The 17,333-nt window shown below is 66.8% G+C and carries 13 protein-coding genes; 2 read left to right on the top strand and 11 right to left on the bottom strand.

Annotated features, from left to right (window positions below):
* Positions 1-26: 26 nt before the first annotated feature.
* Positions 27-2,390: a TonB-dependent receptor gene (locus U1738_RS06995; RefSeq protein WP_332788329.1), complete on the bottom strand. Its 2,364-nt coding sequence runs from the start codon at positions 2,388-2,390 to the stop codon at positions 27-29.
* Positions 2,391-2,672: 282 nt separating this feature from the next.
* On the opposite strand from U1738_RS06995, the gene U1738_RS06990 reads away from it, so the two are divergent.
* Positions 2,673-4,364, top strand: a complete 1,692-nt coding sequence (locus U1738_RS06990) for a flavin-containing monooxygenase (protein ID WP_332788328.1) — start codon at positions 2,673-2,675, stop codon at positions 4,362-4,364.
* Between the two features lie 7 nt (positions 4,365-4,371).
* Here U1738_RS06990 and U1738_RS06985 read toward each other — a convergent pair whose 3' ends face one another.
* Genes U1738_RS06985 through U1738_RS06975 form a run of 3 tightly spaced genes read right to left on the bottom strand, consistent with a single transcriptional unit; the run spans position 4,372 to position 7,213 of the window.
* Positions 4,372-4,842, bottom strand: coding sequence for a DUF3237 domain-containing protein (locus tag U1738_RS06985; RefSeq protein ID WP_332788327.1), 471 nt, complete (start codon positions 4,840-4,842; stop codon positions 4,372-4,374).
* Between the two features lie 19 nt (positions 4,843-4,861).
* Positions 4,862-6,436: an AMP-binding protein gene (locus U1738_RS06980; protein WP_332788562.1), complete on the bottom strand. Its 1,575-nt coding sequence runs from the start codon at positions 6,434-6,436 to the stop codon at positions 4,862-4,864.
* A 12-nt stretch (positions 6,437-6,448) separates the two neighbouring features.
* Positions 6,449-7,213: an enoyl-CoA hydratase/isomerase family protein gene (locus tag U1738_RS06975; protein WP_332788326.1), complete on the bottom strand. Its 765-nt coding sequence runs from the start codon at positions 7,211-7,213 to the stop codon at positions 6,449-6,451.
* 191 nt (positions 7,214-7,404) lie between these two features.
* On the opposite strand from U1738_RS06975, the gene U1738_RS06970 reads away from it, so the two are divergent.
* Complete coding sequence (locus U1738_RS06970; protein WP_332788325.1) at positions 7,405-8,163, top strand: SDR family NAD(P)-dependent oxidoreductase; 759 nt, start codon at positions 7,405-7,407, stop codon at positions 8,161-8,163.
* Between the two features lie 7 nt (positions 8,164-8,170).
* On the opposite strand, the gene U1738_RS06965 is transcribed toward U1738_RS06970, so the two are convergent.
* From U1738_RS06965 to U1738_RS06935, 7 genes are all read right to left on the bottom strand, one after another.
* On the bottom strand, positions 8,171-8,692 hold the full coding sequence (locus U1738_RS06965) for a nuclear transport factor 2 family protein (RefSeq protein WP_332788324.1): 522 nt from the start codon (positions 8,690-8,692) through the stop codon (positions 8,171-8,173).
* On the bottom strand, positions 8,689-9,819 hold the full coding sequence (locus U1738_RS06960) for an acyl-CoA dehydrogenase family protein (protein ID WP_332788323.1): 1,131 nt from the start codon (positions 9,817-9,819) through the stop codon (positions 8,689-8,691). Before U1738_RS06960 ends, U1738_RS06965 begins: the two co-directional genes overlap by 4 nt.
* Positions 9,820-9,828: 9 nt before the next feature.
* Complete coding sequence (locus U1738_RS06955) at positions 9,829-11,007, bottom strand: acyl-CoA dehydrogenase family protein (RefSeq protein ID WP_332788322.1); 1,179 nt, start codon at positions 11,005-11,007, stop codon at positions 9,829-9,831.
* Positions 11,004-11,891 (bottom strand): SMP-30/gluconolactonase/LRE family protein, encoded by an 888-nt coding sequence (locus U1738_RS06950; RefSeq protein WP_332788321.1) that lies wholly within the window; start codon positions 11,889-11,891, stop codon positions 11,004-11,006. Before U1738_RS06950 ends, U1738_RS06955 begins: the two co-directional genes overlap by 4 nt.
* A 169-nt stretch (positions 11,892-12,060) precedes the next feature.
* Positions 12,061-12,822, bottom strand: a complete 762-nt coding sequence (locus U1738_RS06945; protein WP_332788320.1) for an IclR family transcriptional regulator — start codon at positions 12,820-12,822, stop codon at positions 12,061-12,063.
* Between the two features lie 155 nt (positions 12,823-12,977).
* Positions 12,978-15,029, bottom strand: coding sequence for a M3 family metallopeptidase (locus U1738_RS06940; protein WP_332788319.1), 2,052 nt, complete (start codon positions 15,027-15,029; stop codon positions 12,978-12,980).
* Positions 15,030-15,120: 91 nt separating this feature from the next.
* The gene (locus U1738_RS06935; protein ID WP_332788318.1) at positions 15,121-17,322 is read right to left on the bottom strand and encodes a flagellar hook capping FlgD N-terminal domain-containing protein; all 2,202 of its coding nucleotides are present in this window, start codon (positions 17,320-17,322) and stop codon (positions 15,121-15,123) included.
* Between the last annotated feature and the right edge of the window lie 11 nt (positions 17,323-17,333).

Below are 17,333 nucleotides of genomic sequence, written 5' to 3'. Positions count from 1 at the left end.
GGCAAGTCGGGCGATTGACGCCCGACCTATTTGAAGCGGTAGCTGAGCGACACGCCGTAGCGGGCGGGCATGCCCGTGCTGCGCGTGTCGAAATCGAACGACCGGCCGGCGCGGGTCACGTAGAAGGTATCGAACACGTTCGTGCCCCATACCGACAGCCGATAGGCCCCCGATTTGGATTCGATGCCGGCGCGCAGATCGACCAACGTATAGGCCTTCAGCGCATAGACGTTGGCCTGCCCCAATGCGGCGTTGGTCCTGCTCTGATACGACAAATTGCCACCGGTGAAGGCCGACCAGCCGTTGCTGATGCTCCATTGATATTCCGCGCCGCCGTTCGCCTGCCAGCGCGGGGCATAAGGGAAACTCTCGCCGACAAAGCTCTGCACGACGCCCTGCGGGGTGAAGTTCGTGAACGTGCCGAGGATTTTGGAATTCATGTACGTCGCCGACGGGGTCAGCGTCAGCCCGGCGAACGGCCGCCAGTCCGCGGACAATTCGAACCCGTAGACGCGCGATTGCGGGATCGTAACCAGCTTGGACAGGCGTCCGAACACCGCATCGATATAGGTGCCGCCGATCTGCTTGTCGGTATAGTCGTAATAGAAGGCCGATGCGTTGAGCTGCAACGTGCGCCCGATTTTCGATTTGATGCCGGCCTCGTAGGCGAGCAGTTCCTCCTGCGGCACGGGCACATATTGCGCGGTCGATGCGGCGGCGGCGAGCGGGAAGCTGCCCGATTTATAGCCCTTGCTGACGTTCGCGTAGACGAGCGTGCCGGGGATCGCCGTCCAATTTGCGCCGACGCGCCAAGACACGTTGTTTTCCTTCAGCGTGCCGGTGAACAATGTCGGCGTGTAGGTGGAATCCAGCGTGACGCATCCGCCGGGCGGGATCGCGACGATCGGCGACGTCTTCAGGCCCGACCCGGCCAGGGCGGTCTGGATGCGCAGGAAGATCGCCGAGAAGGTGCCGTCGCCGCGATCCGCCGAACACCCGGTGTTGACGCGATCCGCCTTGGTGTAGCGGATGCCGGCCTGCAGCGACAAATTGGGCAGCACCGGATAATCGGCATTGCCGTAGATCCCGTAGGTCGAGATCCGGTTGGTCGAGATCGTCACCGACCCCGGATTGGGCAGCCCGAACAGGATGCGCGACGTCGCCAGCGGGTTCAGCGTGCTGGACTGGTCGAACGTCTTGTCGTGTTCGTAATTCCCGCCGACGATCCAGTTGCCGGCGCCGAACAGGGCACCGCTGGCGCGCAGCTCCTGATACACGCTCTCCACCTTGCCCTGATAGCCGTATTGCAGAACCTGATAGGGCGTGCCGTCGATCTCCTGCGCGGGAACGTAGCGGTTGTATTTCTGGTAGGCCGAGATTGAGGTGATGGTCGCGCCGCCCAGATCGTAGGCGATGCGCGCGGTGGCCTCCTTCCAGCGATTGTTCTGCGCATAATCCACGCCCGGATCCCATGATGCAGCGCGATTGTCGGACGGTGCCGAGGGGAAGGCGAGAATGTCCGCGCTGAGCGGATTCGATGCCGAAGACGGGTTCGGCCGGACCAGTTGCGGGGCCTGGGTTTCGGAGCGGTCGCGCCGGAGGTTGACGTTCAGGGACACTTTCAGGCGATCGGTCGGGGTCCAATCGAGCAGCAGGCGGCCGCTGAGGCGGTTCTGTTTGCCGAGCGTATCGGAGCCGGCGACGCTGCCGGTCGGCACGATGCCGTAGCGTTTCTGCCAGCCGTCGCCCTGGACCGACCGGAACGCGAACCGCGCGCGCAACGTGTCCGTGATCGGCCCGCTGAGAAAGCCCGAAATGTCGCTCGTCGCGAAACGGCCATAAGTGACGTCGAGGCCGGCCTGGAACGTCTTGGTCGGCTTGGCCGCGACATAGTTCACCGCGCCGCCGGTCGAGTTCTGGCCGAACAAGGTACCCTGCGGTCCCTTCAGGATCTCGACCCGCTCGATATCGTAATCCGCGCCGATCGTCTCCTGCGCGAAGGGCATCGGCACTTCATCGGAATAGATCGCGACGGTCTGGCCCGAGGCGAGGCTGGAATCGTGGAAGCCGATGCCGCGGATCGAATAGACCGGCTGGCCGCCGACCGCGCCTTCATAGGTGAAGCCGGGCACGACCTTGGCGAGATCGGCGGTGCTGGCGATGCCTTGCTGGAGCAGCTGGTCGCCGGTCTGGGCGGTGATCGACATGCCGACCTTGTTGATGCTTTCCGACCGCTTCTGCGCGGTGACGATGATGTCGCCGGTTTCCTCCGGTGCGCTGGCTGCGGCGTCCGGGGCGGTCGCCGCCGGGGTCGATTGGGCCTGCGCCTCCGACGTGGCCAGAACGAACAACGATGCGCCGACTAGCAGATGATTGATCGTGATCTTCATCATGAACCTCCCCAAAAAAAGGCTCATGTCGTCGTTGCCGGCGACTGCCTCTTGGTGGGCGAGCCTGGAGGGTCGGGTAAGCGCGGCGGATCGATTGCGGTACGGTAACGACCGTGCGCGGCCCGTTATTCAATATGTGATTTGGCGCTGTCGACCCCTGCTAAAATGGCGTGGGAGTTCATGGATGTGATGTTGTGCAGGCGTTGGGCGGCGTCGTTGCCGCGATCCGATGGCGCACCTACCCAGCGCTCAACAAGCAGGTCGAAATCAGGGAGACGGCGGATGGCGCACAGGCTCGAACACGAGACGAAGGATCATCCTGCCGTTCGCACGCTCGATGCGCTCGTCGTGGGGCAGGGGTTCGGCGGCATGTACATGCTGCACCGTGCGCGGGGCATGGGGCTGGACGTGCTGGCGATCGAGGCCGGGGACGATGTCGGCGGCACCTGGTACTGGAATCGCTACCCCGGCGCGCGCTGCGACGTGATGAGTATCGACTATAGCTACTCCTTCTCAAACGATATCCAGCAGGCCTGGACGTGGAGCGAGCAATTCGCTGCGCAGCCCGAAATCTGGTCCTATGCGAAATGGGTCGCCGACACGCTGGACCTGCGCCGCGACATCCGCTTCGAGACGCGCGCGACGTCGGTAACGTTCGACGACGACCGCAAGCTGTGGGTGGTGAAGACCGATCGCGGCGACGTGTTCGAAGTAACCTATCTGATCATGGCGACGGGGCCGCTTTCGGTGCCGAAGGGACTGGATATTCCCGGCAAGGAGACGTTCGCGGGCGACATCCACCTGTCGGGGCGCTGGCCGCACCAGCCGGTCGATTTCGCGGGCAAGCGCGTCGGCGTGATCGGCACCGGATCGACCGGAATCCAGATCGTCCCCGTCGTCGCCGAGCAGGCCGAACACCTCGTCGTTTTCCAGCGTACGCCGAGCTTCACATTGCCGATGCGCAACCGCAAACTTGACGCGGAGTATGTCGCGCAGATCAAGGCGCATTACCCCAAGCTGCGGGCGATCGCGCGCAACAGCTTCAACGGCGGCGTCCGCGCGGTATCGACGCGGCCCGTGTTCAGCGTGCCGGCCGACGAATGCGAACGGCTGATGGAAGAAGCCTGGCAGCATAGCGGCATCGCGTTCCTCGGCCTGTTCTCCGATCTGCTGTTCGATCAGGAGGCGAATGACGTCGTCGCCGATTTCGTCCGCCGCAAGATTCGCGAGACCGTGAATGACCCCAAGACCGCCGATGCGCTGACCCCGCGTGACTACCCGATCTTCGCGCGCCGCCCGTGCCTCGACACGCATTATTACGAGGCGTTCAATCGCGACAACGTGACTTTGGTCGATTGCCTGAACGAGCCGATCGTCGCGATCACCGAGAATGGCGTGCGCACCGGCACGCGCGAGATCGCACTCGACATCATCATCGCCGCCACCGGATATGACGGACTGACTGGCGCGATGCTGGCGGTGGATGTGATCGGCCGCGAGGGCCGCAGCCTGCGCGAGAAATGGGCCGGCGGCGCGCATTCGCATCTCGGCCTGATGATGGAGGGTTTTCCCAATCTGTTCATGATCGCCGGCGCGAACGGGCCATCGGCGCTCGCCAATTTCATCATCCTCAACGAACAGAATGCCGACTGGATCTGCGACTGCATCGCCCATCTGCGCGCCAACGGCCACCGCACGATCGAGGCGACCAGGGAGGCGGAGGATGCCTACATGACGCTGGTGACGGACATCGCCAACCGATCGCTCATGCCCAAGGCGAACACCTGGTATGTCGGCGCGAACATTCCCGGCAAACCGCGCTTCTTCCCGATCTTCGCCGGCGGACTGACCAAGTATCGCGAACTGTGCGCGGAGGCTGCGGCGGCGGGCTATCGTGGCTTCACGCTCGATCAGGTGGGCAGCGCGTCCACCCAGCCGCAGCGCGCGTTGGCGACGCCGCAACCCGCGCCCTGACGAAGGATCACTCGATCTCGAACACCTGATACATCGGCCCCTCGACCGCGCGGTGGCCGTTGGCGACTGCGATCACGCGGTTGAGCCAGGCATAACGCGGATCGCTGGTCTCGAAGCGGGGCGTGGTGCGGATGTAGCTGTCCTCATAGGCGATCACCTCGCGGCGTTGCAGTGCCGCCTGCGCGTCGGGCGTGCGCGCGCATAACAGGCCGACATAGTGCATCGCGATCAGCGCATCGTCGTGCGTCAGCAGCATCAGCCGGACGTCGATGACCATCGCGCCATCGGGCCGCCACGTCACCCAGTCCGCGCCGTCGCCGAGCACGGTGCCGCGCAGTCGATCGCCCTCGAACCGCCCGCCATCGACGGGAAACATGCCGCGACGCCCCGCCGGAACATCGCCGACGATCCGGGCGCGGGCATAGGCGACGTCGAGATACATGGTCATCAACGGCCGGTAGGCGAGGGTATCGATCATTGCCGTATCTCCTTGAATATCAGGCGCCGGCGGTCGCGATCTCGACCGCGCGGCGATAATCGCCCTTGCCGCTGGCGTGGCGCGGCAGATCCGGCAAGACCAAGATCCGCTTTGGCAGCTTGTAGGCCGCCAGTTCGGCGAGCATCGCGGCGCGCGCGGTCGCCTCGTCATAATCGGGCCCGACCGCCGCCAGCGCGACGATCACCTTGCCCCAGGTCGCATCGGGCACGCCGACGACCATTGCATCGTCGATGCCCGGAGCGCGCTTCAAGGCCTCCTCGACCTCTTCGGCGAACACCTTCTCGCCACCGGTGTTGATCACCTGACTGCCGCGCCCGACCAGCCGCAGGCGGCCATCGGGTTCGCGGATCGCCATGTCGCCGGGGATCGCGTAGCGGATGCCATGGACCACGCGGTAGGTCGCGGCGGTCTTGGCCGGGTCGCCATGATAGCCGACCGCGAAAGGCGGGCGGCGCGCCAGCCAGCCTTGGCCGGGTTCGTCGTCGGCGAGGATGCGATCCGTCTCCACATCGATGATCACGGTGCCGGGGCCGGGTTCGAAATAGCCGGTCGGCGTTTCGCGCGTCGCGTTGGTGATGGCGTAGCCGAAGCCGGACGCTTCCGATGCACCGAGAATATCGATCAACGTCACCTGCGGGAGCGCGGCGACGAGCGCCTGCTTCATCTCGCGGCTCCACATCAGGCCAGAGGAGGAGATGACGCGCAGGGTCGACAGATCCCAGCGACCGGCCCCGCGCTCCAGCGCCTGCACCATCGGCCGCGCGAACACGTCGCCGACGATCAGCACGCGGGTGACGCCGAGGCGCGCGACTTCGCCCCACAATTCGTCGGCGTCGAAGCGATCGCTCGGCATCAGGACGGCGGTGCCGCCGCTGACCAGTTCGGCCATCGAACTATTGAGGCCCGCGCCGTGCATCAGCGGGCAGGCGGGCATGACGCGGCCCGGCGCGACATTGGCCGTGATCATGGCGACATGATCGGCCATGGATAGCGGCACCGTCTTGATCGTCGGCGATTCGAGCTGCGTGGCGCGGGCATCGGCCGAGCGCCACACCACGCCCTTGGGCCGCCCGGTGGTGCCGCCGGTGTAGAGCAGATAGCCGTCGTCGCCGGAGCGTTTGATGGCGAGCGGCGATGCATCGCCCGCATCCACCAGTGCATCGTAACCGCCGCCATCGCCGATCATGACGCCGAATGTCAGTTGCTTCTGGGTGCCGAACAAAGGTGCGACGACATTGGCGAATTCCGCCTGATAGAAGATCGCCACCGCCTGACAGTCGCCCAGCACGTAATCGATCTCGGCCGTCGTATAGCGATAGTTGATGTTGACGCTGGACAGGCGCGCCTTGAACGCGGCGGCGGCGACCTCGACATATTCGGGGATGTTGCGCGCCAGAATGGCGACGCGCGCGCCGGTTTCCAGCCCCGACGCCAGCATCGCGCGGGCAAGGCGATTGGTGCGCGCATCGAACTCGGCCCAGGTGATGACCCGCTCGCCCCGGATCAGCGCCGGCCGGTCGCCGGGCACGTTCGCGGCGGTCGCATCGAGCAGGTCGCCGAAATTCCACTGCATGGCCGTCACCGGTCAGCGCCCCTCGAACACGGGCGCGCGTTTCTCGACAAAGGCACGCACTGCCTCCGCCGCATCGTGCGAGGTCGAGAGCTTGGCGGTATTGCCCTGTTCGTAGACATAGCCGTCACGCAAGGTCATGTTTTCGATCGTGCGCATGCTGTCCTTGGCGTAGCGCGTTGCCAGCGGGCTCTTCGATGCGATCTGGCGCGCGAGATCCATTGCCCAGGGCATCAGTTCGTCGTGCGGCAACGCCGCCTCGATGATGCCGCGACGATAGGCTTCCTCGGCAGGCACGCGGTAGCCGGTCAGCATCATGCGGCGGACCAGCGAGTGCGGGAACAGCCGCGCGGCATGCTTGCCGCCACCCATCAGCCCGACATCGATCTCGGGCAGGCCGAACACCGCGCGTTCCGATGCGACGATGATATCGCAACTGGCGACCAGCCCGAGCCCGGCGCCGAGCGCGGGGCCGTTGACCGCCGCGATCGTCGGCTTGGCATTGTCGGCGATGGTATAGGCGACCTCGCGCACCAGCCGGTTGCGGCGCGCGCGGGTTCCGGGGATCGAGAAATCAGGGCGCTGCTTCAGATCGGCACCGCCGGAAAAGGCCCGGCCTTCGCCGGTCAGCACGACGACACGGACATCGTCGCGATCGTTGAACGTATCGAAGATGTCGGTGAGTTCCTGGACGGTCTCCATCGGCAGCGCGTTGACCGGCGGATTGTCCAGCGTGACCACGGCCACATAGTCGGCCACATCGAGGCGGATCATGCTCATCGAACGTCTCTCCTGTTTTTTCGCCTTCTAGCCGTGGCCGCGCGGTTCGCGCGCGGCGACGCACGTTCGCGCCGCTTAATCGCATACGGGATATGCCGCCGTCGGACGGCACCGGAGCGTGTCACCGGTGCGCGATCGGGGCAGGATATCGGCAACGGGGCGATCGACGCCGCGATTGCGGGAGAGGATCGATGGGCGAACTGGACGGGCGCGTGGCGCTGGTGACGGGCGCATCGCGCGGGCTGGGCCGGGGCATTGCGGAACGGCTGGCGCGCGAAGGGGCCAAGGTCGCGGTGATCGACCTGAAGCAGCCCTGGGCGCAGGCGACGCTGGATGCGATCGTCGCGGCGGGCGGGCAGGGGATCGCGCTGGCGGCCGACGTATCGGATCGCGAGACCGTGCATTCCGCCGTGGCGGAGACGGTGGCGGCGCTAGGCGGGCTCGACATCCTCGTCAACAACGCGATGTGGAACAGCTACGGTCCGATCGACGCGATCACGCCGGCGACGTTCAAACGCATGGCGGGCGTCGGCATGGCGGGTGTCGCCTGGGGCATCCAGGCTGCGGCGCCGGCGATGCGGGCGCGGGGCGGCGGATCGATCGTCACGATCGGGTCGATGGCCGGGCGGCTGGGGATGGCGGGCGCGATGCTGTATTGCGGGGTGAAGGGCGCGGTGGATGCGATGACGCGCTCCGCCTCGGTCGAACTTGGGCCGGACGGCATCCGCGTGAATGCGGTCGCGCCCTCGACCGTCGCGACCGAAGGCGTCCGCGCGATCCTGAGCGAAGCGACGTTCGCCAGGCGCGTCGCCGACACGCCGATGCGGCGGCTGGGCGAGGTGGAGGACATCGCCGAGGCGGTGCTGTGGCTAGTGTCCGACCGATCGCGCTTCGTCACCGGCCAGTCGATCGCGGTCGATGGCGGGATCGGCCACGCCTTTCCGCGATGAGCGTGGCCTATTCTAAGAAGGCGTAGAGCGGATCGTCGGGGAAGCGCCCGCCGATCGGGGTGCGGCCGCCGAAACGCTCCGCTTCGGTGCCCGGTGGCAATGGCATCAGTTCGGCCCAGTCGAACACGACGACGCGACTTTGCACGCGCCATTCGTCGCCGCGCTTCGTGAACCGGTCGAGATAGCGGCCCTTCATGTCCCATTGCGTCATCGTGCCGTTGGCATCCGGTTCGCGCTGGAACGCGCTGAACTGGCTTTCGACGCGCGCGCATTGTCCGTCATCCTCGAACGCGATCAGCACGTTGTGCACCTCGTGGATCGATCGCTCGGCGCGGCGCAGGCGCGGCATGGCCATGTCGATGAAGCCGCTCGCGCTGCCTTTATAGGGTCCGTGATCGTCGGTCGCGTCGGGCCAATAGGATGCGCGCAGCGCCGCCTCGTCGGCGCGATCGATGCCGCGGCAGTAGAGATAGAGGCAGTCGCGGATCGCCTCGCGGTCGAGCAATTGCCGTAGCTGCGGATCGGTCATCGCGTTTCCTCATGATGTGACAGTGCGGCGTAGCGCGCGCGGTGATGATCGGGCGCGCCATGCGCCAGATCGAGCATCATCAGGCGGCGCAGATGGTGGCTGACGATCAGTTCGTCGCTAAAGCCGACGCCGCCGTGCAACTGCACCGCCTGCTGCCCGACATAGAGGCCGCTCTGCCCGACTCGGACCTTGCCGGCGGACACCGCGCGGCGGCGCTCGTCGGGGTCGCGACCGAGACTGAGCGTGGCGTGATAGGTCATCGCGCGCGCTTCCTCACAGGCGATGGTCATGTCGACCATGCGGTGCTGGAGCACCTGAAAGCTGCCGATCGGGGCGCCGAACTGCTGGCGCGTGCGCAGATAGTCGAGCGTCGCGGCGGCGGCGGCCTCCATCGATCCGGTCGCCTCGGCCAGGTACGCGCAGATTGCGCGGTCGATTGCCGCTTCGATCACCGGCAGCGCATCGCTGGGATCGCCGATCGCGATCGCGCGCGCCGCATCGAGCGTGAGGCGCGCGTGGCGATGCGCGTCGATCGCGCGGAAGCCTTCGACCGTCAGGCCGGGCGTGTCGCGCGCCAGCAGGAACAGGCCGATCCCCGAAGGGTCGCCCGCCGCGCCTGCCGTTCGCGCCGAGACGACGAACCAGTCGGCATCGGCGCCATCCTCGACCTGCGGTTTGAGGCCGGTCAGCCGCCAGCCGTCGCCATCACGTTCGGCGCGGGTCTCGACCCAGGACGGATCGTCGCCGCCGTCCGCATCGATCAACGCCGCCGCCGCCAGTGCATCGCCCGCACCGATCGCCGTCAGCAGATCCGCCGCCGCCGGATCGCCGCCGATCAGCGCGGGAACGAGGACGCACGAGGAGACATAGGGCGCGGCGATCAGGTGGCGGCCGAAGCTTTCCATCACCGCCATCACCTCGACCGCGCCGCCGCCAAGGCCACCGTCGCGCTCGGCGATCGGCAGCATCAGCCAGCCGAGGCCCGCCATTGCGCACCAACGCCGGCGCGCGCCGTCAGATCCTTGAGCGAGGATCTTCAGGCGGTCGGCGGCGGGCCATTCGTCCTGCCCGTACCGATCGACGCTGTCGCGCAGCATCGCCTGTTCGTCGCTATAGGCGAAATCCATCGTCTTCCCTCAGAGCCCGAGCGCGCGGCGCGCGATGATGTTGTGCTGGATCTCGCTGGTTCCGCCATAGATCGAGGTGACGCGCGAATAGAGCGCGCCCTGCAATGCGTAGGGCATGTCGGCAGGCAGGGACGCGCCGTCGAGCCCCGCGAAATGCGCCGCCTCCGACCCCAGCGCCTCGACCCACAAAGCGGTGCCGGCCTGTAGCAATTGCGACCAGCGCAGCTTGACCATCGATCCGCGCGGCCCGGAATCCGCGCCGCGCGCGGCATCGTCGAGCAGCCGCAGTACCATCGTCTGCAACGCGGTGACCTCGATCTCGTATTGCGCGAGCTTGGCGGCGAAACCCGACGTCTCGATCAGGGGCACGCCACGTACCCGCCGCCGCCGGGCCGCCGCCACGATGCCGCGCACCGTCTGCGTCAGGAAGATCGCGGTCGCCGCCGTCACCATCCGCTCGCGATCGAGCAGGACCTTGCCGTAGGCCCAGCCTTGTCCTTCCTCGCCCACCAGATTGGCGACGGGGACGCGGGCATCGTCCATGAACAGTTCGTTGGTGTGATATTTCTCGTCCATCGTCGGGATCGGCGCGATGCGGAAACCCGGCGTGTTCATGGGCGCGAGGATCAGCGAGATGCCCTGTTGCCGCCGCGCCTCGGCCGAGGTGCGTGCGAGCAGGAAGACGTGGCTGGCGACGTGCGCATAGCTGGTCCACATCTTCTGCCCGTTCAGGACGTAATCGTCGCCGTCGCGATCGGCACGGCTGCGCAGGGCGGCGAGATCGGATCCGGCACCCGGCTCCGAATAACCCTGGCACCACCAGTCGTCGGACTGAATGATGCGCGGCAGATATCGCGCCTTCTGTTCCGGCGTGCCGTAGGTGAAGATGATCGGGCCGATCAGTTCGAGGCCCTGATGGAATTGGTGCGGTGCATCGGCGCGCGCCGCCTCCGACCAGAAGATGTAGAGCTGGGTGGGCGACCAGCCGGTGCCGCCATGCTCGACCGGCCAGGTGGGAGCACCCCAGCCGCGATCGGCCAGGCGCTTCTGGTGCGCGACCAGATCGGCCGGGTCGATGCGCAGCCCGGCGCGGATCTTGGTGCGCCAGGCGTCGGGAACGCCGGTAGAGAAGAATTCCCGGACCTCGTCCCGGAAGGCGAGATCGGCGGCGTCGAAGTCGAGGTTCATGCGTCGATTCCGGGAAGAGGGGCGTAGGGCGTCTCGGCCAGCCCGGTCGCGCCGAGGCCGGTGATCTTGAGGATACGCCCGGCATCGGGGTGGTCGCTGACGAGCGCATGCCCCGAATTGCTGATCGTCGTGACGTAGAGCGTGGCCAGATCGTCGCCACCGAAAGCGGGGCAGGACGGATAGGGGATCGGCACATGGATCGTCCGCAGCAGCGCGCCGTCCGTCGCGAAGCAGGCGATTTTCTGCGCGAGCACCAGCGCGACCCAGATATTGCCGTCCGCATCGACCGTCGCGCCATCCGCGCCGGAGCCGTGGACGCGGCAATCGACCAGATTCTCGCGCGGGCCGATCATGCCCGTCTCACCGTCATAGCGATAGCGCCGCAACATGCCGTCGAGGCTGTCGGCGACATAGAGCGTGCCGCCGTCCGGCGAGAAGCAGATCGCGTTGGTGATGCCCAGTCCGTCGATCAGCCTGTGCGCGGTGCGATCGCCATCGAGCCGCCAGAGTTCGCCGGCGGTGCCGCCGGCGGGGTGCATATGGCCGCTGAGGAAGCGTCCGAACCGGTCCGCCTTGCCGTCGTTCAGTCGGGCACCCGGCGCGGGCTGTGCGACCGGGGCGATCAGGTTGGCCGCGCCGGTGACGATATCGATGTGGTGGAAGCCATCGGCGAGTGCCGCGACCAGCCCGTCCTCAGCCGGCGCGATGCTGCCGACCGGCTGGTCGTAGTGCCAGTCGATGAGTTGCGCGCCATCGGCATCGGCCGCCCGGATCGCGTTCGCCGCGGCATCCACCCACCACAGCCTTTGCCGTGCCGAGTCCCACACGGGACTCTCGCCGAGCAGGTTGCGACCGTCGCCGAGGAATTCGACGCGCGCGGTCACGATCGGCGATGCCGCAAATGCTGCTGGTGCGCTCCGGCCATGTCGTCCTCTCCGCTTTTATCGCGCGAGCCTTGGTCGGGGCGCGGCGTGGAGCAAGCGGTTCGCATCCGCCGCCGCGCAAATCACCCATGAGATGACGCGAGGCCGGTGTGCGGCGGCGAGGATCGTTTCAGCCGGTTTCCGACTCCATCTCGCGGCGTCGCGATTCGTTGAAGTCGGTGATCACCTCGCGCAGCGCGGTGAGGATCGGCAGCTTGTTGCGCTCGATCCGATCCGCCATCCCGCCTACGCCGAGTGCGAGGGGAATGCCGTGCAGATCGGCGTCCAGCGCCATCGCGATCGCCGACACGTCGGGCGTCGGGCGCTTGGGGGAATAGGCATAGCCGACCTGCCGGATCCAGCGGATCTCGCGCATCATCTCGTCGAGCGACACGCGGTCGCTGCCGGCCATTTCGTAATAATTGGTGTAGCGGCAGATCGTGTCGATCTGGCGGTCGCTCATCCGGCTGATCAGCGCCAGCCCGCCGCACGCATCGACCAGCATGCGCATGCCGCCGTCGATCGGCGGACGCTTAAATTCGTGATCCGGCGCTTTGACGAACAGATATTGGATGAACAGGTCGTTCTGCGTCATCAACACGGCGGTCTCGTCGGTCCGCCGTTGCAGCGTCTCGACCAGTTCGCGATACCGGCCATCGGCATGGGTGTAGCTGGCGACCCAGCTGCCCAGCGCATTGACGCGCATCGTCGGCAGATACGTGCGCGTGGCGCGATTGTAATTGAGGTATCCGAGCAGCGCCATGCTCTTGAGAAGATTGGTCGTGCTCGACTGGGGATAGCCGAGCGCGAGGTAGATCTCGTTGAGGTGCAGCGGCTGACGACGTTCGGCGAACAGCTCCAGCACCTCGAACGTCCGAAGGGCGGACTTCACCGCACGTCTTTGCATCCTCGCCTCCTGCACCGGCGATGGGGCCGGCATCGTCGTTCGTTTTGCCACATCCTCATGCTGGATCGGCACCGAGGCAATGGCGGAGGGGACTATCTCATATGTGATGACGACCGTCAGGCGGATTCAGCGGAACGCCCTCATCCCTCCACCTCGGCCAGCCCGTGCCGGCGCAACATCGCCGCCGGATCGGGATCGCGACCACGGAATGCGCGGAAGCTGTCGGCGGCAGGACGGGTGGCACCGCGCGCGAGCACTTCGTCACGGAAACGATCACCGGTCGCGCGATCGACCAGCCCGGCCTCGACAAACGCCATGAAGCCATCGGCTGCGAGCAGTTCGGCCCATAGATAGCTGTAATAGCCCGCCGCATAGCCGCCCGAGAAGATGTGGCCGAAGGCATGCGGGAAACGGTTCCATGCCGGCGGGCGGATCACCGCCACCTCGTCGCGCACCGCCTCGATCACCTCCATCGGATCGGAGCCCATCGTGCCGAGATGGAGCAGCAGATCGAACAAGGCGAACTCGACCTGGCGGACGATGAACAGGCCGGCCTGGAACCGCCGCGCATTCACCAGCCGGTCGAACAGATCGGCGGGCAGGCGTTCGCCGGTCTTGTAATGCCCGGACATGCCGGTCAGCACGCCCCGGTCCCACGCGAAATCCTCCATCAACTGGCTCGGCAGTTCGACCGCGTCCCATTCGAACCCGCTGGTGCCGGCGATCGAGGGCCGGTTCACGCGGGTGAAGAGGTGATGGAGGCCGTGGCCGGTCTCGTGCAACAACGTGGTCACGTCGTCATGGCTGAGCAGAGCGGGCGCGGCGCCCTCCGCGCCGTCGGCCGGCTTCGGCGCGAAATTGCAGACCAGATAGGCGACCGGCACGCGCACCGCATTGCAGTCGTTGAGGCGCGGGCGGGCCTGCGCCATCCATGCGCCGCCACGCTTGCCGGGGCGGGCGTGGAGATCGAGATACAGGCCGGAGACCACCACGCCACCCTCGTCGATCACATCGAAGAAACGTGCATCGGGATGGGCCAGCGCGACGTCATGCCGCTCGACCAGGCGGATGCCGAACAGGCGGGTGAGCAAAGCCTGCCACCCCTCCATCACGCGATCGACCGGGAAGTAGGCGCGTACGGCCTGTTCGTCGATCGCATAGCGTTCCTGTCGCAACCGGTTCGAGGCGAAGGCCACGTCCCATGGTTGGAGGTCTGCTATTCCGAGGCTTTCGGCGGCGAATGCGGTCAGCTCGGCCAGGTCGCGTTCGGCGGCGGGTTTGGCGCGCCGCGCGAGATCGCGCAGGAAGGCGAGCACTTCACCGGCATTGGGCGCCATCTTAGTCGCCAGCGACCGGGCGACCGGATCGGCGAAGCCCAGCAAAGCCGCCGCTTCGTGGCGCAGTTCCAGGATGCGGGCGATGCGGCCCGAATTATCGAATGTGCCGGCGTTCGGCCCCTGATCCGAAGCGCGCGTGGCGTTGGCATGATAGACGCGCGCGCGCAGATCGCGATCGTGCGCGAAGGTCAGGATCGCGCCGACGCTCGGCTGCTGCAAAGTGATGCGCCAGCCCTCCGCGCCCTTCGCTTTGGCGGCCTCGCGGAACATCGCCTTGTCCGCGTCCGAGATGCCGGCGAGTGCTGTCTCGTCGGTGACTATCTCGTCCCATGCCTCGGTAGCGTCGAGCACGGCGCTGCCGAACGCTGTCGACAGGCCCGACAGTTCGATCGAGATTTCCTTGAACCGCGCGCGCTGGTCTTCATCGAGGGCAACACCCGACAGCGTGAAATCGCGGATCGCATGCTCCACCGCGACGCGATCGGCGACGGCCAAGTCGGCGAACTCGGGCGATACCGACAGCGCGACGAACACGTCGTAAAGGTCGCGATTCTGCTCCACCTTCATGCTGTTCTCGACCAGCCGCTTCTGCCCTTCGGCATGCGCGGCGCGAAGCTCCGGCGTGTCGGCGACGCCGTGCAGATGCGACACGGCCGACCACAAGGCGTCGAGTGCATTGTCGGCGCGCTCGAACGGCAGCCATGCTTCGGCGAACCCGGCCGACCGGGTCGCGGTGAGCATCGCCACCACCGCCTCATGCTCTGCGATCGCAATATCGAGCGCCGGCAGGATCGCCTCGGGCGTGATCTCCGCGAAATTCGGCAAAGACAGCGGGTCGAGCAGGGCGGCGGTCATCGGAATCCTCTTCTTTGATGCTCCGATGCGATATGCGTGTGGGCGCCTTACGGCAATCGCCTGTCTGATCGCCGCGCCGCGCCGAAAGCGCTTAGCCCTGCAACTTGAGCAGCTTGGCCATCGGGATCTGCACGCCGTTGACGCCGAGCGTTACCGTGCCGCTGCTACCGATCACCTCGTCGACCCGGCCGCTCGTGGTGATCGCGATCGGCACCGTGGCGCCGGTGTCGGTCGTGCCGCTCAAGGCCAGCGTATAGGCACCGGCCGGGGCCTGCGTACCGTTCGCCAGTTTGCCGTCCCAGCTGAAGTCGCCCTTCTGATCCGGCGTGATCGTGCTGGTGGACATGACGCGCCCGGCGGAATCGGTAACCTTGGCGGTCAGCGCGGTGATCGGGGCGGTCGCGCTGTAGCTCCACTGCGCCGGCTTGTCGGCGGACAGGCCCGCGACGGCGGAATCGAACTGCGCGGTCTTGCCGATGAAGCTGGAGGCCTGGGCCACGTTCTGCGTCGACAATTGCGCGAGGATCTCGTCCAGCGTGCCGGACTGTTTCACCGTCTGCTGCACCTGCGTGAACTGCGCGAGCTGCTGGGTATATTCGGTCGAATCCATCGGCTTCAACGGATCCTGGTTCTGCATCTGCGTGGTGAGCAGTTTCAGGAACAGATCGAAATCGACTGCCGTCTGCTTCGCCGCGACGCTGCTGGCGGTCGTGGCGGTGGTGGCCGTCGTGGCGGTCGTTGCTGTGGTCGTGGTCATGTCAGTCTCCTCAGGCGACCATGTCGATCCCGCCGCGGGTGCGCAGCGGGCGATAGGGGGCGATGATGTCGTCGGTGGTATCGGCGGTGTCGTTCGACTGGCGCTGCCACGGCGGGCGGTCGTCGCCCCGGTGCCGCTCTGGCCGCCATGCTGGCCCGCATGCTGGCCGGGGCCGGACCTGGTGTCGAAGCGCAAGGTCTGGGCGTCGGCGCGCACTCCGGCATCGGTCAGCGCGCGGCCAAGATCGGCACCGTCGCGGCGCAGCATGTCGAGTGCGGCGGGATTGTCCGCGGACACCACCGCACGCAGCGTGCCGCTATCGTCGAACGACAGCTTCACCTCGATCCGCCCCATATCGACCGGATTGAGCCGCAGCGTGATCGTCTCGCCACCGCCGGTCGCGGCGTTGCCGCCCGAGACATGGTGCGCGATGGCGACGCCCAGTTCCTGGCCGATCCGCCCCGGTTGGGCGGTGATCGTGGCGATCGGAGCCCTGGCGATCTCGGCGATCGGCGTAGCGGCAGCGGCTGACGCGACCGTGGCCGGCGTGAAGGATGGGCTCGCCTCGCGCGCGGTGGCGCTCTCGGCGGTCTTGCCGGCCAGTGCGGCGTGGCGTGGCGTGGACGGTTTGTTGTCGCCCGAGCCGGCGTCGGATTTGCCGCCATGGCCCTCGACCGGGATCACCTGCTCACGCGCCGGAGCGATCGGGCCGGCGGAGGCCGGAAGCTGCGGACTGGCTTTGCGGGCGGCGGAGGTTGGTTCCGTCTTTGCTTCGGGGGCGGACACCGGCTGATCGGTCGAGACGGTCGGCATTGCGGGCGCGGCAGGTGGCATGACGCTGGCCGGCAGGACGAGGATCGCGGGCAGGTCGGCCTTGGCCGTCGGCGGCGCGTCGTCTTCCACGGGATCGAGCTTCGGTGCGTCCGCTTTCGATTTCTCCGCTTTCGCCTCCTCCGCGGCACGCGCGCTCGTATCGTCGGTCGACTCCGGTGCTGCTGGCGCGAGGGTGCTGATGATCGGTGGGGTTTCGGGTTTGCGGTTGCCAGGCAGCGGCGGCGAAGTATCCTTTGTCGCGCCCTTGGCCGGTTCGGTTGGAGCCTCGGGCGCGGCGGGGCATTCGGTCGGCGGCACGTCGGGCGCTTCTGTGATCACCGTCTGCGGCTGTGCGGTCGGGGTTTTGGATATCGGGCCCGCCAAGGGGGCTGGCTGAACGACGAGGATATCCGGGGCCGGATCCGTCGCCGTGATCGGCGTCGGGATCGGCTGGTCCCCAAGTGCGGCGGGTGCCGCAACCGATGTTGGGATCGGCTGGTTCGCGGGGGACGCGACCGACGCCGTCGCCAGCAAAGATGCCAGCGCGTTGACCGGTAATTTCAGCTCGCTCGTCGGCGTGGCGGTCGCAGTGGATGGCACGGTCGAGGCGATACCCACCATCGCACCGAACGCATCGGTATCCGGCTGCGCGGCCACATTACTGCCACCGGGTGACGGCGATGTCGTGAACGATGCGAACACGCTGGCGGCGACCGAGGTCATGCAATTCCTTT

This window comes from Parasphingomonas caseinilytica, from assembly GCF_036663755.1.
In the GTDB taxonomy this organism is placed as follows: Bacteria; Pseudomonadota; Alphaproteobacteria; order Sphingomonadales; family Sphingomonadaceae; genus Sphingomonas.
Note: the sequence above shows the minus strand (reverse complement) of the source record. Positions and strands in the feature narration are given on the sequence as shown.

Excerpts from the sequence above, each read along its gene's own strand:
- U1738_RS06995 (WP_332788329.1), bottom strand. The coding sequence starts at position 2,390 with ATGAAGATCACGATCAATCATCTGCTAGTCGGCGCATCGTTGTTCGTT.
- U1738_RS06990 (WP_332788328.1), top strand. The coding sequence starts at position 2,673 with ATGGCGCACAGGCTCGAACACGAGACGAAGGATCATCCTGCCGTTCGC.
- U1738_RS06985 (WP_332788327.1), bottom strand. The coding sequence starts at position 4,842 with ATGATCGATACCCTCGCCTACCGGCCGTTGATGACCATGTATCTCGAC.
- U1738_RS06980 (WP_332788562.1), bottom strand. The coding sequence starts at position 6,436 with ATGCAGTGGAATTTCGGCGACCTGCTCGATGCGACCGCCGCGAACGTG.
- U1738_RS06975 (WP_332788326.1), bottom strand. The coding sequence starts at position 7,213 with ATGAGCATGATCCGCCTCGATGTGGCCGACTATGTGGCCGTGGTCACG.
- U1738_RS06970 (WP_332788325.1), top strand. The coding sequence starts at position 7,405 with ATGGGCGAACTGGACGGGCGCGTGGCGCTGGTGACGGGCGCATCGCGC.
- U1738_RS06965 (WP_332788324.1), bottom strand. The coding sequence starts at position 8,692 with ATGACCGATCCGCAGCTACGGCAATTGCTCGACCGCGAGGCGATCCGC.
- U1738_RS06960 (WP_332788323.1), bottom strand. The coding sequence starts at position 9,819 with ATGGATTTCGCCTATAGCGACGAACAGGCGATGCTGCGCGACAGCGTC.
- U1738_RS06955 (WP_332788322.1), bottom strand. The coding sequence starts at position 11,007 with ATGAACCTCGACTTCGACGCCGCCGATCTCGCCTTCCGGGACGAGGTC.
- U1738_RS06940 (WP_332788319.1), bottom strand. The coding sequence starts at position 15,029 with ATGACCGCCGCCCTGCTCGACCCGCTGTCTTTGCCGAATTTCGCGGAG.
- U1738_RS06935 (WP_332788318.1), bottom strand. The coding sequence starts at position 17,322 with ATGACCTCGGTCGCCGCCAGCGTGTTCGCATCGTTCACGACATCGCCG.